This is a genomic window from Autumnicola psychrophila, from assembly GCF_031846645.1.
Lineage (GTDB): Bacteria > Bacteroidota > Bacteroidia > Flavobacteriales > Flavobacteriaceae > Autumnicola > Autumnicola psychrophila.
Window position 1 is genome coordinate 244,016 of record NZ_JAVRHN010000007.1, and the last position, 14,540, is coordinate 258,555.

Genomic DNA, 14,540 nt, shown 5'->3' on the forward strand with positions numbered 1-14,540 from the left:
AATGAAAAAGACCTTTTTAGCCACGATAATTGCTGCTTTTAGTTTTCTTACCGCTTGTGGGCAAGATTCAGGTAAAAAATGGCTCGATCTGAATTATGCGAATGACGATAAAGAATATCATAAGCTTGATATTCATTTGCCCGATACAGAAGACTCTATCCACAAGGCAATTATTGTAATTTACGGTAGCGCCTGGTTCGGAAATAATTTGAAGCACACTGCATACGAGGCAATGGGTAAAACACTTCAGGAAAGTGGTTTTGCGGTGGTCACCATAAACCACAGGGCAAGTTCCGATGCTCCTTATCCCGCTCAAATCCATGATGTTAAGGCTGCCATACGTTTTATAAGGGCCAATGCAACAAAGTATTATATTGATCCTTCCTTCATTGGTATTACAGGTTTTTCATCTGGGGGGCACCTTGCATCAATGGCAGGCGCAACAAACGATGTTAAAGAATTTACTGTAGGCAAAAAGACAATTGATGTAGAAGGTACCGTTGGCGATCACACTTCCACAAGTAGTTCTGTCGATGCCGTTGTTGATTGGTTTGGCCCTATAGATTTAGCGCTTATGGATGCTTGCGAAAAACCAAAAAAAGGAAACTCTCCTGAAGCTGCTATTATTAAAGGCGAACCATTAGAAAATTTAGATATGATTGCACTCCTTAGTCCAAATACATTTATTGATGAAAATGATGCCCCTTTTATGGTTATCCATGGCGATGCCGATCCTGTTGTACCACATTGCCAAAGCGAACTCTTTGCAGAACAATTAAAAGAAAAAGGACTCCTTACTGAATTTATTACAGTCGCTGGTGGACAACACGGCCCTGTGACTTTCAATGATGATACATTTAAAAAAATGAGTGCTTTCTTCTTGCTAGAATCTAATAAAAAATGATTAATTATGACAAATAGTAAAATAGCATTAATTACAGGTGGGAGCAGAGGATTAGGCAGAAATATGGCTATTAACTTGGCAAAAAAAGGGATAAATGTTATTATTACTTATTATTCAAATAGTACTGCAGCAGACGAAGTTGTCGATGAAATTAACCAATTAGGCAGTCGTGGTAAAGCATTTCAATTAGACACTAGTAACATAAAAGGTTTTAATGCATTTTTGAGTCAACTTTCAAGCTATTTAAAATCTGAAACAACAACTGGCTGCTTTGATTTTTTAATTAACAATGCCGGCACCGGGATTTATCAAAATATTGTTGAAACAACCGAGGAACAGTTTGACGAGATGTGCAATGTTCATTTTAAAGGCGTTTATTTCTTATCACAAAAAGCTTTGCCGTATATAAATGATGGTGGTAGAATCATCAATATTTCTTCAGGGTTGGTAAGGTATTCATTTCCATCAGCATCTGCTTACGCCTGTATGAAAGGTGCTGTAGAAGTATTTTCAAGATATTTAGCAAAAGAACTGGCCGATAGAAAGATTGCAGTAAATACAGTTGCCCCTGGTGCTATTGCTACCGACTTTGGTGGTGGTGAAAACAAAACCAACGATAAGAAAATAGACTTTATTGCAAACTCAACAGCATTAGGCAGAATAGGCGAACCAAATGATATTGGTGGCGTCGTCGCCTTTTTATGCACTGAAGATGCCAAATGGGTGAATGGCCAGCGTATTGAAGTTACAGGTGGTATGTTATTGTAATTACCCATCAGTTACAGGTTACCTGGAGAAACCTCTTACTGTTAAAAAAATTGCTGAGTTGAAGCATAAGTTCTTTAAATAAAGAAACATAATAAATCTGGCTAAGTAGACAAGATTATTTTAATTAATATGGAAAATAAAAATGGTTGACCAGAGTTAGATTTTGAATTATTAAAACCGACTTTAGAAAGTCTTCATCAATGGATTCAAATAGTTGGCAAGATTAGATTGAAAACCATGCAATGGTAAAATCATTCCTGACATACAACGCTTTACATTCCATCTAGCGGTTTCTCCACTTATGGAATACCTTATGAAGGGCGCATATTTCAAATTGATTTTGATTTCAAAAAACATCAACTATTAATTAGTTGTTCAAATAAAGAATCTGTTGCAATGGAGTTGAGACCACGAACCGTTGCTGATTTTTATAATGAATATTTCAGAAATTAGAATTAATATCATTCGATTTGGGGAAGAATTCTTCCCCGAATCGAGGTTTGTATTCCCTTGGTGATTTATTGCCCAGAGATTGATGCGGATGGTTATTGTTGTAATCTTCCATCCATTTATTGCTTAAAGAACGCAATTGATGCAAATCATTAAACCATTAAGCATCTAATATATCTTCTCTATAAAATCTATTTAAACGTTCTATGTACCCACTTTGCATTGGCTTACCTGGCTGGGTATATCGTATTTCCACACGTTTCCTATTGCACCATTGACTGAATGTTTTAGAGATAAACTCAGGGCCATTATCACAACGGACAGTTTGTGGTAACCCAATTTCTTCTTCTAATTGTTCTAAAGTCTCCACTAGCTTTCTGGCAGGATAGTTTAATCCTGGATCCACAGCCAGTACTTCGCGGTTGCAATCATCAATTATATTTAAGACACGTACCTTTCTGTCATCAGAAAGGACATCTGACATAAAATCCATACTCCAAACTTGATTCAATTTTTCTGGGGTTTCTAAAGGATGTTTAACCCTTTCTGTAATGCGCTTTTTATGTTTGCGCCTTAATTTAAGTTTCATCTGCCGGTATACTCGTAATACCCGTTTTCGGTTCCACTTATGGCCTTCGCGACGTATTCGTTTATAGTATTCATCAAAACCTCTGGTGGGCAACTCAGTGGCCAATTCAGAAAGTTTATCAATTACCTCACGATCATCTCGCTTGATCTGATAATACCCCATGGAACGGGTTAAACCTACTACATTACAGGCTCGTTTTATGGAGACCTGGTACTCCTTGATCAAATAAACCGCTCTATGCTTCTTGTCGGAAGGCCTTAGAACTTTTTTGACAATATATCTTTCAGCATTTGGTTATCAAGACTGGCATCTGCATACATCTGCTTGAGCTTGCGGTTTTCTTCTTCCAACTCTTTAAGCCGTTTTAGCTCACTAGTTTCCATTCCGCCGTATTTCTTGCGCCAATAATAGATAGTGCTTTTATTAATACCCAATTATCGAGCGATATCGCCAACAGCTCGGCCTTGTTCGTTTTCTTTCAAGATCTTGATGATCTGACTTTCGTAAATCTACTTTTTTTCATCTGACAGTTTATTGGTTTAAAATTAATAATTTCGAAGTTTAAACTGTCTTATTTTTAGGGAAGGCTACAAGTTGGGTAAGGCTACAAAGCAATATTTTATTCATATGCCTATCCATAGAATGAAAATTTTGCAAAACAGAATGTGGTACCTAAAAAGGTATTTTACAGTAATGAAATGGGCGAATTTATTTTAAAGTATGAAGATGTTAGAAATTCCAGTGAGCCAGAAAAATCTCTTTATGACTTTTACAAAGTACATATGAAGCAGCAGCAGTAACTTCTCATTGGGATCGAGAAAACCTTGAACTAGAAAAAATACCTTAGGCATCATCAGGTTTTATGTAAAAATTATAATAAAGAACCTACAAGAAATAACTAATCCGAAAACTCGACTTCCCCTACGCCTGCTAGTCACCGAATCAGCAGTTAAAGATAATCTGAATGGAATGCCAAAATTTAAAATTTATACCTCAACAATACCCATATTGCCCAAATCTAAAGGAATAGTTTTTCCTCCCTGCTCAATAGATTTATAGATTGCTTCAATTATCATTAAGTCTCGTTTCCCCATTTCACCGGGTGCGTAATTTGGACTATCCGTCAAAATATGCTTTGCAAAAGCATCCATTTGAATGGTTTGCTGATATTGTGGTTTATATGGAAATTTAATTTCTTCACCTTTAGAAGTTCTTCCAGCTAATGGGCCATAACTATGGGCTGGATTCAGTTCTGCCCAACCTCTTTCATAACTTACAAAGAGACGATTTCCGTTCGCATTATAAGATGTAAACATATTCCCGACTACATCATTGGAAAATTTCATTTGGGACGTAATAGTTTCATCGACATTTTTGAAGTATTCTGGTTTTGTACTAAACTCCTGTGCAGATATCGAAACCGGATTTGCTCCAGCACCATAAATACAACATTGTATGGCATAAACGCCCATGTCCATCAAGGCTCCACCACCAGCCATTTTTTTCTCTAAACGCCAAGGGGTCATCCAACTTCCTGCTATGAAACCAGCATCAGAAGAAACGTACTTTACATCACCAAAAGGCTTTTCTTTACCAAATCGCTTAATCTCTTGAGTGTAAGGATCAGTTTGCATCCTAAATCCTACACCTAATTTCACATTATTTTCCTTACATGATTTAATAATAGCATCACATTCTGCAACACTTACAGCCATAGGTTTTTCTGTGATTACATGTTTACCAGCCTTTGCGGCACGAATACAAAATTCCGCATGCATACTATTTGGAAGAACTACATATACAATATCTATATCCTCATTGTTAGCAATTGAATCAAAATTATCATAATTATAGATATTCTCTTTCGGAATATTATATTTTTTCATCCATTCTTCTTCTTTGGAAGGTGTACCCGTTACAATACCTGCCAGGTAACAATGTTCACTATTTTGTAGCGCAGGTGCCAACTGCCCTCCGGCATAACCTCCTAATCCTACTAAAGCTATTCCTAATTTTTGTTTTTTCCCAGAATTGAACGCATAACTCAAAGGCAAATTTGATAGTAATGCCGTTCCGACTATTGCTTTAGTTATTTTTACATTAAATGTTCGCCTACTGATTTTTTCCATGAAGGATATTTCTTATGTTTTAATTCACTTTAAATTTAAGGAATTAAATTCTAACAAGGAATTAAATATAAAGTGGAAAAACCTTATGATAAACTAAAGAAGATAGAAAACGGTTAAATATCCAAAATAGAAATGTTGCAGTTTTGACTCACTTGAATGATAATAACCAGTTGAACTTTGAAGAAGCCTGAGTTCAATAACTTAACGCAATAAATTATAACTTATAGAATTGCTGAATGGAACTTAAAAAGCATCGAAGACTATCCTATATGAATCACTAAACCGGGGAATATTACAAGGCAGGAATAACCAATCATATTGCTAAAGACTGCTGCCTCAATAAGAAAAACAAAGACAAATAAAGCACTTTTAAAAGACTGGTCACCGGAACATATTTCCGGAAGGATTAAAAAAGATTATTCCCAATAATTTCGTGATATTTATTTCTCACAAAGCTATCTTTCAGCACATTTATAAAAGGCTCAAGCTAGGCCTAATTAAAGCTCACAAGGCTTCTGGCTAGAGGAACTCAGCGTAGAAGATCAAAAAAAAAACGTAAAGTAAAAGGAAGCAGAATCATCGATCAGGCCAATATTGACCAGCGACCAGCACATTAACCTTCGACAAGAAAGCAGATACTGGGAAGGAGATGGCATGGTGGGATCCAATCAAAAAATTGATTTTGGAACTATCGTAGAACGTAAGGTTAGATATTAAAAAACTAGGGTATGATCTCAAGTTGGTGATCATTGATCAGATCCAAAACGCACAGATCTCTATCAATCATGCTTCTGATAATTATCAGCTCTACAGAGTTTCTATCTATTACTGGTTGAAAAAATACAGTACTTTAGAACAAAAGAAACAAGGCATGAGCAAGAAGGATGAGATCAAGAAACTTAAAGAAAAAATATTGGAACTGGAATTCGTAAAAAACTTCCAACAAGATATTATTGCTGACATGAAACTTATTACCGGAGTGGATATGTCAAAAAAGTCATTGCCCAAAACATTAGCCGACGAGATCGAAAAAAAGAAGCAAAACCGTTTAAAAGAAAATGGTTGACCCAATGTTTTGGGATTTCTAAACAAGCTTTTTATAAGCGATTAAGATCTCATCAAACCAGGCACACTCAGCAAAAGATAATCATTCGGCTTATTAAAGAGTATCGAAGAAGATACGGACTACGTTCCGGTGGTATTAAACTATATCAGGAATTAAAGGCTGATATGAACCGACTCGGTATCAAAATAGGAAGAGATAAATTCTATCAGGTGATGCGCAACAATAACCTACTCGTGCCTAAATTAAAGCGATTCCATATCACAACCGATTCAAAACACCGATTCTTTAAATACAAAAACCCGACAAAAGACAAAGTGCCTACAATGCCTTAACAACTCTGGGTAAGCGATATTACCATACATCAAAACATAAAACTGACACAGCTACCTTGGTATTAGTCACAGATGCCTATTCAAAGCAAATTATAGGCTATAAATTAACAAGCCATATGAAGACCTCACTCTGCATCGATGCCCTTAAAATGGCTTTTAAAAACGGAATTACAAGAATCAAAACTCATCCATCATTCCAATCGTAGTATTCAATATTGCAACCCAATGTACACCAGCTTTGCTGAGGATCATGATATACTCCTGAGCACGACCGAGAAATACGATCCATATGAGAACGCCGTGGCGGAAAGAGTCAACAGAACCCTTAAATAAGAATGCGATTTAAAACGAATTATAAAAAATGCTAACTTAGCCGGAAAGATGGTCAAAAGAGCTGTTGAGATATACAATAACAAAAGACCACATTTTAGTCTCAAATTGAACACTCCCAATTTTGTTCATTTGAATCAAAATGTTGACTATCATTCCTACAAATAGAACAAACAGGATTTAGAACTATTGACCATTTAAACTGTCGAAAATTTAAGCAAAAATAGGCAACCTATTTCAGTATAATACATTATTCATATGAACTGATTTTATGAAAGAGCAAACTACTTTACTCACAACAACTTGAAAACGAGGTCTGGTCTCACAGAACTTAACGTGGTTGTAGTAATAAAAGAGAGAGGATTATCAATGTGGTCGAAGTCTAACGCTTCACCGTAGATTGTAACCTTAAACTTCACTTTGTTCTTTCTGATTATTCACTAAAATAAAGAGAATCAAACATAAGACGTGTATAAAACATTGCTAATGATTGCTAAACCGAAACATTTGTGCTTATTTTCAAAGACCGCCAAATTTTTAAATTTGGCTTTTAAGAGTGATAAGTTAAAAACGAAATATAAAAATTCGGCTCTGTGTTAATCCGAAAAGTTAGCGTCTTTTTACACGCTACGTTTCATACACAAACCGTTAGGCGTAAGCAAGGATAGGGTTCATAAATTCAATAACTAAAATAGAAAAACACATGAGACATTCAATGAAACACTTATTATTTATATTTATTTGTTCCTGTTTGACTATACCCCGTCTAGCATTTTCTCAAAATGCCAATGAAGCAGCCGAGCCGACTGTCAAGAAGTCTAATGTTATTGATCTATTTGAAGGAGGTACATTGGATGCATGGAAAGTACCATCGGCTCATTGGTATGTAGAAGGGGAAAGAATCGTTGGGTACACTGGGGAGGAGAAGCTCGAAATTCCTGAGTGGTTGTATACCAGACAGCGGTTTAGCAACTTCGAGTTTACCTGTGAATTGAAGCTTAACGGAGACAACCACCGTAATACGGGTATTTACTACCGCGTTAATACCTTTCTCTTCGAAGACTCCCAGAGCAAGAAATCCTTTGAGGCGGCTTCAGGATACGAGTTTGACGCCGCGATTCCCACCAAAAGGAATAATTTTTGGGGCTCACTTGGTGATTGGTACGCACGGCCGTCTTTACGCATATACCCTGACCAGACCATTATTAATCAGGCGTATAAACCAGAGGATTGGAATCGCATGACCATCCGCGCGCGTGGAAATCGTTTGGAATATTGGATCAATGGCATAAAGGTTATGGACTACCTGGATCCCGATCCCAAGGCGTCTCGTGAAGGAGTCATTGGTTTTCAAATTCATAACGGATCGGTTATGAAGATAGAATACCGAAACATACGGGTACTTCCACTTTGAACCATAGGTTAGAAACAAAATTCCGTTAAATAAATTAACCTATCGTGCCTAATTGATTAATTTAGATATATTTACATTCAGATTTTCAAAAAATGTAATTAGATGGAATTTAATATGACATCCTCTGAGTCGCAATAAAAATAATAGCCCAGCATTAGTAAGTTCAAGGGGTATTGCCCGCTTCAGCTTTCTTGTACCTTGACAGGAAAGTGCCACGCAATCGACTACTATTCATACACTTACATTTGTGCGTCACTTTGTCTTGTCCTAAAATATAGCTACAGGTTGAAATTGATTTTACCTGATTTCATTATATAATTTAATAACATTTTTTGCCGCTCTCCTGGCATGTTCCCTATTTGCAAAGGCCTGATTGAGGTAGAATTCATCTTTTAGAATTCAGTTTACACGTTCTCCCATTGCGTCTTGGTAACAATGGTGTTGTTCTGTCATACTGATATTTATCCTTTTTCTTTTGAGTATTTGTATATACACAATGCTGCAATACTGTATTCCTCTATTTGAATGGTTTATGAGCCTCTGTTTTTAGCCTGGTAAATAGCTTTATTAAGTGCTCTCACGCATCTTTTAAACTCCAGGCTACAGTGACAATTTCTCTGGAATGCATATCTTTAATGAGCGCCAGATAACAAAATCCTTTTACGGTTCTGATATTCGTAATATCCGATACCCACACTTGATCAGGCCTGTTTACTTTAGATCTTTAATCATATTGTTGTACTTATAAAACCTGTGATATGAATTAGTTGTTATGGCACTTTATTTCTTTCAATCCAATACCAAGGTATCGAGATTATTTTTTAAGAATAGTTTTTAAGCAGTTATCTTTTTTGAAACGCTTTGATTATGTGATGTTCATCTTTGGTTTCCTCTTTGCTCTGATGTTCATAAGATTCTTACGGTTGTAATTTCGTTCAGAATCTTAAGTTTAGAAGATTCTGAATACCGTCTGATCACTTTATTATTTTTTATAGATTAATGTTTAAAAATTATGTAACCTTTATTTAGGTCGGGTCACCTATGGTTTTCTTCATTTCTAAACTTTGTGTTGATTCATATCGTATAATCTTTATCACACATTTTTTTATAAAGTTCTTTGTTAATTGATCAGAAATTGATAATATTAGGAGTTTATTGCTAAACTTGTTGCATAATAAGCATCAGTGGTAATAATAGTTTCAAATTTTTAGAAATAAATGGAAGCAGTGTTTATTTAGTAAATGCCATGATCCCTATTGACAGTAACTGCTCACTACATAGGATCGATTGGAATTATAAATAGTGTATTTTTAATATAAACTATTCTAGCACAGTTTCAAGATATTTGATCAGTTTAAATTTTAATATATAAAAAACAACCTATTCCAAAAATGGAAAAAGCACCATGGATAATTCTAGGAGGGATATTTTTCTTCCTTTTGATGATTTCATTCACCCCTGCCTGTGCTCAAATCACGTTTAAAAAAATTACGCTTTCCGATACCAATGTCGGTGAAGGGGTGTCAGTAGGGGACTTTAATAAAGATGGTCACCTCGATGTTTCTGCAGGCCCTTACTTGTGAATAGGTCCAGAGTTCTCCACGCGTTATAGAATAGGCCCAAATGGTGAGGCGAATTATCCCATGAACCAATATGGGTATTATTATATGCAAACTAGGCCTTATGATGGAAATAATGATGGTTGGCTGGACATTCCCTTTCAGAGAGGACTGCAAAACTTTCTCTGGTTAGAAAACCCTGGAGAAGGTAAGCAGGGAGAATTGTGGGAAGAGCGTACCCTGGGTCCTGGAATGGGAGGAGAAAGCGCTCAATTTGTTCCACTATTCAGTGACGATGAAAATGTATTGATTGCTGGGCATAATTTTAATGAAAGAAATTGGGGGGCCGCTATCCTGGAGCAAATTTGATGCCTCCAAAAACGAATATGTCTGGCATATTATTTCTGAAAAGAAGTACAAGCACAATTCACATGGCTTAGGCATGGGAGACGTAAATGGTGATGGTAGAAACGATATTCTGGTACGGGATGGTTGGTATGAACAGCCCGCTTCCATAGAAGGGGATCCCCTTTGGAGCTATCATCCATACTTATTTAGTTTCGATCCTTATAAAAGCAGGGAAAACCTCGGAGGAAGCCACATGTTTGTTGATGATGTGGACGGTGACGGTGACGGAGATGTAATTGGCGCACTCGAAGGGCACGGTTGGGGACTGGCCTGGTTTGAACAAATGAAGATAGCAGACAGCCTTACATTTACTCCCCATATGATAATGGGTACTAATGAAGAACTCGATTTATATCAAGGGGTTGGCTTCTCCCAGTTACATAGTTTGGGATATGTTGATGTAGACGGTGACGGATTGAAGGACATAGTAGCGGGCAAACGTTATAAAGCACATGATGGCAAAGACCCGGATAGTGACGGACCTGCTGTACTTTACTGGTTCAAACAGACCCGCAAGGCTGGCAAAACTTCTTTTGTACCGATGCTGATTGATTCTTCAGTAGGAAGTGGCTCCAGTATGGAAGAACAGAAAGATATTGATAAAGATGGGCACCCTGATATTGTTACTAGCTCTAAAAAGGGAACCTTTATCTTTCTCACTAGGAGACATTAATTCAGAACACGTACCATTCGATTTAGGTATAGACTTGCCATACAGGGCTTTTATACTGGAGTGTATGAGAAAAATACGAGCATTTTTGAAGATGATGCAAAGAGGATTTTTGAGCACATCATGATGTTAATAATTGTTTCAGTATTTAAAGGAACAGACCACAAATCCCTCACATAACTGTATTTTGGAGATTGATGAATTAACTTAGGTCCATTTAAATAAGAAATTTTGGCTATTGAAGCCGTATTTACATGAAAAGTCCAAATTGAAGTTGACTATGAGACTTAAAAATAAAGTGACTTTTATAACTGGAGGAGGAGCTGGCATAGGAAAATGTACTGCAGAATTGTTTGCAAAAGAAGGTTCCGCAGTAGCCGTACTCGACCGAAATGTAGACAAAGCCAAATCCGTTGCAGATAGTATTATGTCAATGGGTGGAAAAGCTATCGCAATTGAAGCAGATGTAACATCAGAATCGCAGATTATCCAGGCAGTTAAAACAACAGTTGAGAATTTTGGCCCAATTGATATTCTGGTGAATCATGCTGGGGTAATTCCCGATGGTGATGCTTCAATATTAGATGTGGAAGAAGAAACCATTGATCAGGGACTGGCAATAAATGTAAAAGGCATGATGCTCGTTGGTAAACAGGTAAGCAGATCAATGCGTGACGCCGGAAAGGGTGGAACGATAGTGAATACAGCCTCTGATTTATCACAGGTTGCGCTGGCAGGACTAGTAACTTATGTTACATCCCTGGCTTAACAAGAGCTATGGCAACGGATCTTGCAGAGTATAACATTCGTGTTAACGCTGTTGCGCCAGGTTTTATTTATACCGAAATGACAGCAGGTCTTGCTGATAATGAAGAAATAATGGAGCCCATGCGAGAAACCTATTTATTGAAGCAGCTGGGAGAACCAATAGATGTGGCGAACTGTATTCTTTTTCTGGCGTCGGATGAATCTTCTTTTTGTACCGGATCAATACTGACTGTTGATGGTGGGCATGTGGTTCGTTAACATATAAAATAACTTTCTAAGAAATACTGAGCCCCATTTAACAGATTCTTTTTCCTCTAAGAGCCATATTCTAAAATAGTCAAAGAGCCTTAATCCTTTTCGCAACGAACAGAAAACCCTTACTCCTTATAGTGTCTTGTCCTGAAATAGGGCTACAGGTTAAAATTGATTTTACGCTATTAATTTATATACCATATTAGGTGTTTGATAGTCTAAAGATAAATGTAATCTTATTTCATTATATAATTTTATAGCATTTTTTGCGAGGGTGTAATCTCAAGTCTGTCTAGACTTTGAAAATTATAATAAATTTTTTAGACTAGATTATGACACAAGAAGAGATTAAAGAATTAAAGGAAAAAGCGTTAAAACAATTTTTATCAGGAGAATCCCTAACCGGCAAGGATGGAGCTTTTGCTCCGATGCTTAACGAGTTTATGGAAGAGGCCTTAGAAGCAGAGATATCTTCTCATCCTTCCGATGAAGAGAAAGGCTCTCAAGCTGGTAACAAGCGTAATGGCAAAGGTAAAAAGCCTCTGAAGAGCAACCACGGGGGATGTCACCATCAACACGCCCCAAGATCGTGACAGCACCTTTGAGCCCCAGATCGTGGAGAAGCGTCAGCGTATCCTGGCCGATAACCTGGAAAAGCAAATCATAGGGATGTACGGGCTAGGCAACAGTCTTCCTGATATCTCCGCTCACATAGAAGAGATGTATGACTCCAAAATATCCACCCACGTCTTTGATATTACCGACCGCGTGACTCCTAAGGTAAAGGAATGGCAGGACCGACCCTTGGATTCAATATATTGCATCCTATGGCTTGATGCGATGCATTTCAAGGTACGTGAAAAAGGAAAGGTAAGACATAAAGCCCTGTACAATATTTTAGGGATAAATAAAGCTGGGAAAAAGGAAGTACTGGGGATGTATATCTCAGAGAGTGAAGGTGCCAACTTCTGGCTTCAGGTCTTGACCAATTTACATAACCGCGGGTTAAAAGACATCCTGATTGTCTGTACAGATAATCTCACAGGCTTTAATGAGGCTATTCATTCGGTTTATCCCAAAACCGATATCCAGCTATGTATTGTCCATCAGTTTCGCAATAGCTTGAAGTACGTTGCCAGTAAGGACCAAAAGGATTTTATGAAAGATCTTAAACAGGTTTACAAGGCGGACACCAAGGATCAGGCTGAATCAGCTTTATTGGAGCTGGAAGAAAAATGGGGTAAGAAATATCCCATAGTGATTCGTTCTTGGAATGACAACTGGGAACAGCTGAGTGCTTACTTTGAATACACTGCTCCCATTAGAAAGCTCATATACACCACAAATGCTGTAGAGGGCTTTCACCGGCAGGTAAGAAAAGACTGGGGCTTGATAGTTCAACAATTAGCCATTAAATTTGAGGGCCGACTAGAGTTGGATTTAGCAACCAATTAAAAAACCAGCTAAAAATTTTTCCTTCCGGGGGTACCCCCGGAAGGAAAGGCAGACAGAGTTGAGCTAACACTCCCGGCAAAACTTCCCATCTCATTTCATCTAAAATAATTTATCGAACCACAGTGACCTACTAAAAAAATTATAGCAGCAGAAATTTCTCAAAAGAAAAGAGGTCGTCTAAAAAGTAATTTTTAGGCGGCTTTTTTGTTGGTAGATATTTAAAGGAGTGGTTTTTTCACCTGAGTCCCTTTGATCGGGATTTAAAAAAAACGATCAGTTACATCCTTCTCTAGGCTATACTGAACTTCTTTAAGTTGTGTGCCATGGCTATTAGCCCTATTTCGGTGGTTACTTTCTCCATTCCCGTAGCATAAACCGCTTGAAGCCCATATTTTGCTTAATATTTCCAAAGACTGCCTCTGCATCCCAACATCTTCGCTTACGATGTGCTACTCCCTCTTCACTTAGGAGCAGGCTTTTTGCTTTCTCTTTCAGGCGGATCAGGTTGTGGTTGCGTTCAATTGATTCTTTTTACCTTAGCCTTATGGCAACTGCCTCGCAGAGGGCAGCCATGGCAGTTTTGAGCCTGATAGCGGTGGATTTCCTGAGTAAAGCCGTTTTTGGTTTGGTTTTCATAGGTGTTGATTTTGTTCATCGCCTGCCCCATGGGACAGTAGTAGGTGTCCGTTTCGGGATTGTAAAAAAGGTTGTCTGGCTGGAACGGGTTTTCCCTGCGCTTTTTATCGCGCTGTTCTTTATGGAAGTAGTTGTATTTTACAAAAGCAGTTATGTTCTTTTCTTCAGGTCTGTGTAATTTTCTTCATTGCCATATCCGGCATCAGCGGTAAGTGTTTCAGGGGTTTGACCGTAGGATTCAATATGATCATTGAGATGATCTTTGAAAGTGGTAGTATCTGCTGTAGTTTGAGCAAGGGTGTAGCTAGTGATAAACTGGTTGTTGGTAGAGGCTTGTAAATTATACCCGGGCTTTAGCTGTCCATTTTGCATATGATCATCCTTCATGCGCATAAAGGTGGCATCGGGATCTGTTTTGCTGTAGCTGTTCCTCTTACCCAGGATAGCTTCCTGCTCATTGCACTTCTGCAGGTTCTTTGGCCAGTTCTTTTTGGCATAATTCAGCTTTTGTTTAACCTTCTTGTCTACTTCACTACCTTAAGAAGCATCCGCGGGTGATAGCTCGAGGTGCCTCCTCCTTTATAGCTCTTCTCCAGGGTACTAATGTCTAAATGATCTACAATGGTATTGACAATCCGGACAGGGTGATTTTTTGAAACCAGATCATCATAGCTGGGGAGAATAAGACTTAACTGATTTTGATGATAAGTCTTAAAAACTACTTTTCTGCTCATAGCCTAAAAATAAGCAGCTATAACTTTTTATAAAAAAAGGCTGCCTTTTCAGATAGCCTCTAGTTAACCTTTTAGT

At 37.7% G+C, this 14,540-nt stretch carries 11 protein-coding genes and 6 pseudogenes; 12 read left to right on the top strand and 5 right to left on the bottom strand.

The annotated features are described in order from the left end of the window. Position 1 precedes the first annotated feature (1 nt). The 3 genes and pseudogenes from RM541_RS11285 to RM541_RS17505 all read left to right on the top strand — a co-directional run. Positions 2-904 carry a prolyl oligopeptidase family serine peptidase gene (locus RM541_RS11285; RefSeq protein WP_311500251.1) on the top strand — a complete coding sequence of 301 codons (903 nt, stop codon included), beginning with the start codon at positions 2-4 and terminating at the stop codon, positions 902-904. Positions 905-910: 6 nt separating this feature from the next. Then, positions 911-1,672 (top strand): SDR family oxidoreductase, encoded by a 762-nt coding sequence (locus tag RM541_RS11290; RefSeq protein WP_311500252.1) that lies wholly within the window; start codon positions 911-913, stop codon positions 1,670-1,672. A gap of 162 nt (positions 1,673-1,834) precedes the next feature. After that, positions 1,835-2,125: pseudogene (locus RM541_RS17505) on the top strand (DUF5996 family protein); the annotation flags it as partial. Here the strand turns inward: RM541_RS17505 and RM541_RS11295 are convergent. Together RM541_RS11295 and RM541_RS11300 are read right to left on the bottom strand one after the other, a co-directional pair. Continuing rightward, positions 2,115-2,873: pseudogene (locus RM541_RS11295) on the bottom strand (IS3 family transposase). The pseudogenes RM541_RS17505 and RM541_RS11295 overlap by 11 nt on opposite strands. A gap of 95 nt (positions 2,874-2,968) precedes the next feature. Then, a complete protein-coding gene (locus RM541_RS11300; RefSeq protein WP_311500253.1) occupies positions 2,969-3,145 on the bottom strand; it encodes a transposase in 177 nt (58 codons plus the stop codon). 222 nt (positions 3,146-3,367) lie between these two features. Between RM541_RS11300 and RM541_RS17510 the strand changes: the two are divergent. Then, positions 3,368-3,511: pseudogene (locus RM541_RS17510) on the top strand (DUF5996 family protein); the annotation flags it as partial. A gap of 186 nt (positions 3,512-3,697) precedes the next feature. Here RM541_RS17510 and RM541_RS11305 read toward each other — a convergent pair. Then, positions 3,698-4,840: a Gfo/Idh/MocA family protein gene (locus tag RM541_RS11305; protein WP_311500254.1), complete on the bottom strand. Its 1,143-nt coding sequence runs from the start codon at positions 4,838-4,840 to the stop codon at positions 3,698-3,700. 871 nt (positions 4,841-5,711) lie between these two features. Between RM541_RS11305 and RM541_RS11310 the strand changes: the two genes are divergently transcribed. Then, positions 5,712-5,906 (top strand): hypothetical protein, encoded by a 195-nt coding sequence (locus tag RM541_RS11310; protein ID WP_311500255.1) that lies wholly within the window; start codon positions 5,712-5,714, stop codon positions 5,904-5,906. Positions 5,907-7,319: 1,413 nt separating this feature from the next. Next, positions 7,320-7,982, top strand: a complete 663-nt coding sequence (locus RM541_RS11315; RefSeq protein ID WP_311500256.1) for a 3-keto-disaccharide hydrolase — start codon at positions 7,320-7,322, stop codon at positions 7,980-7,982. Positions 7,983-8,559: 577 nt separating this feature from the next. Here RM541_RS11315 and RM541_RS17520 read toward each other — a convergent pair. Next, positions 8,560-8,682 (bottom strand): annotated as a pseudogene (locus tag RM541_RS17520) (IS3 family transposase); the annotation flags it as partial. Positions 8,683-9,373: 691 nt separating this feature from the next. On the opposite strand from RM541_RS17520, the gene RM541_RS11320 reads away from it, so the two are divergent. From RM541_RS11320 to RM541_RS11345, 6 genes and pseudogenes are all read left to right on the top strand, one after another. Continuing rightward, complete coding sequence (locus RM541_RS11320; RefSeq protein ID WP_311500257.1) at positions 9,374-9,565, top strand: hypothetical protein; 192 nt, start codon at positions 9,374-9,376, stop codon at positions 9,563-9,565. Between the two features lie 84 nt (positions 9,566-9,649). Beyond that, positions 9,650-9,910 (top strand): hypothetical protein, encoded by a 261-nt coding sequence (locus RM541_RS11325; RefSeq protein WP_311500258.1) that lies wholly within the window; start codon positions 9,650-9,652, stop codon positions 9,908-9,910. After that, a complete protein-coding gene (locus RM541_RS11330; RefSeq protein WP_311500259.1) occupies positions 9,870-10,622 on the top strand; it encodes an FG-GAP repeat domain-containing protein in 753 nt (250 codons plus the stop codon). Before RM541_RS11325 ends, RM541_RS11330 begins: the two co-directional genes overlap by 41 nt. A gap of 277 nt (positions 10,623-10,899) precedes the next feature. Continuing rightward, complete coding sequence (locus RM541_RS11335) at positions 10,900-11,388, top strand: SDR family NAD(P)-dependent oxidoreductase (RefSeq protein WP_311500260.1); 489 nt, start codon at positions 10,900-10,902, stop codon at positions 11,386-11,388. An 8-nt stretch (positions 11,389-11,396) separates the two neighbouring features. Next, the gene (locus tag RM541_RS11340) at positions 11,397-11,645 is read left to right on the top strand and encodes an SDR family NAD(P)-dependent oxidoreductase (RefSeq protein WP_311500261.1); all 249 of its coding nucleotides are present in this window, start codon (positions 11,397-11,399) and stop codon (positions 11,643-11,645) included. Positions 11,646-11,971: 326 nt separating this feature from the next. Then, positions 11,972-13,094: pseudogene (locus RM541_RS11345) on the top strand (IS256 family transposase). A 289-nt stretch (positions 13,095-13,383) separates the two neighbouring features. Here the strand turns inward: RM541_RS11345 and RM541_RS11350 are convergent. After that, positions 13,384-14,464, bottom strand: a pseudogene (locus tag RM541_RS11350) (transposase). Between the last annotated feature and the right edge of the window lie 76 nt (positions 14,465-14,540).

Coding starts and splice junctions, on each gene's coding strand:
- RM541_RS11285 (WP_311500251.1), top strand. CDS start 2: ATGAAAAAGACCTTTTTAGCCACGATAATTGCTGCTTTTAGTTTTCTT.
- RM541_RS11290 (WP_311500252.1), top strand. CDS start 911: ATGACAAATAGTAAAATAGCATTAATTACAGGTGGGAGCAGAGGATTA.
- RM541_RS11305 (WP_311500254.1), bottom strand. CDS start 4,840: ATGGAAAAAATCAGTAGGCGAACATTTAATGTAAAAATAACTAAAGCA.
- RM541_RS11310 (WP_311500255.1), top strand. CDS start 5,712: ATGAGCAAGAAGGATGAGATCAAGAAACTTAAAGAAAAAATATTGGAA.
- RM541_RS11320 (WP_311500257.1), top strand. CDS start 9,374: ATGGAAAAAGCACCATGGATAATTCTAGGAGGGATATTTTTCTTCCTT.
- RM541_RS11325 (WP_311500258.1), top strand. CDS start 9,650: ATGCAAACTAGGCCTTATGATGGAAATAATGATGGTTGGCTGGACATT.
- RM541_RS11330 (WP_311500259.1), top strand. CDS start 9,870: ATGAAAGAAATTGGGGGGCCGCTATCCTGGAGCAAATTTGATGCCTCC.
- RM541_RS11335 (WP_311500260.1), top strand. CDS start 10,900: ATGAGACTTAAAAATAAAGTGACTTTTATAACTGGAGGAGGAGCTGGC.
- RM541_RS11340 (WP_311500261.1), top strand. CDS start 11,397: ATGGCAACGGATCTTGCAGAGTATAACATTCGTGTTAACGCTGTTGCG.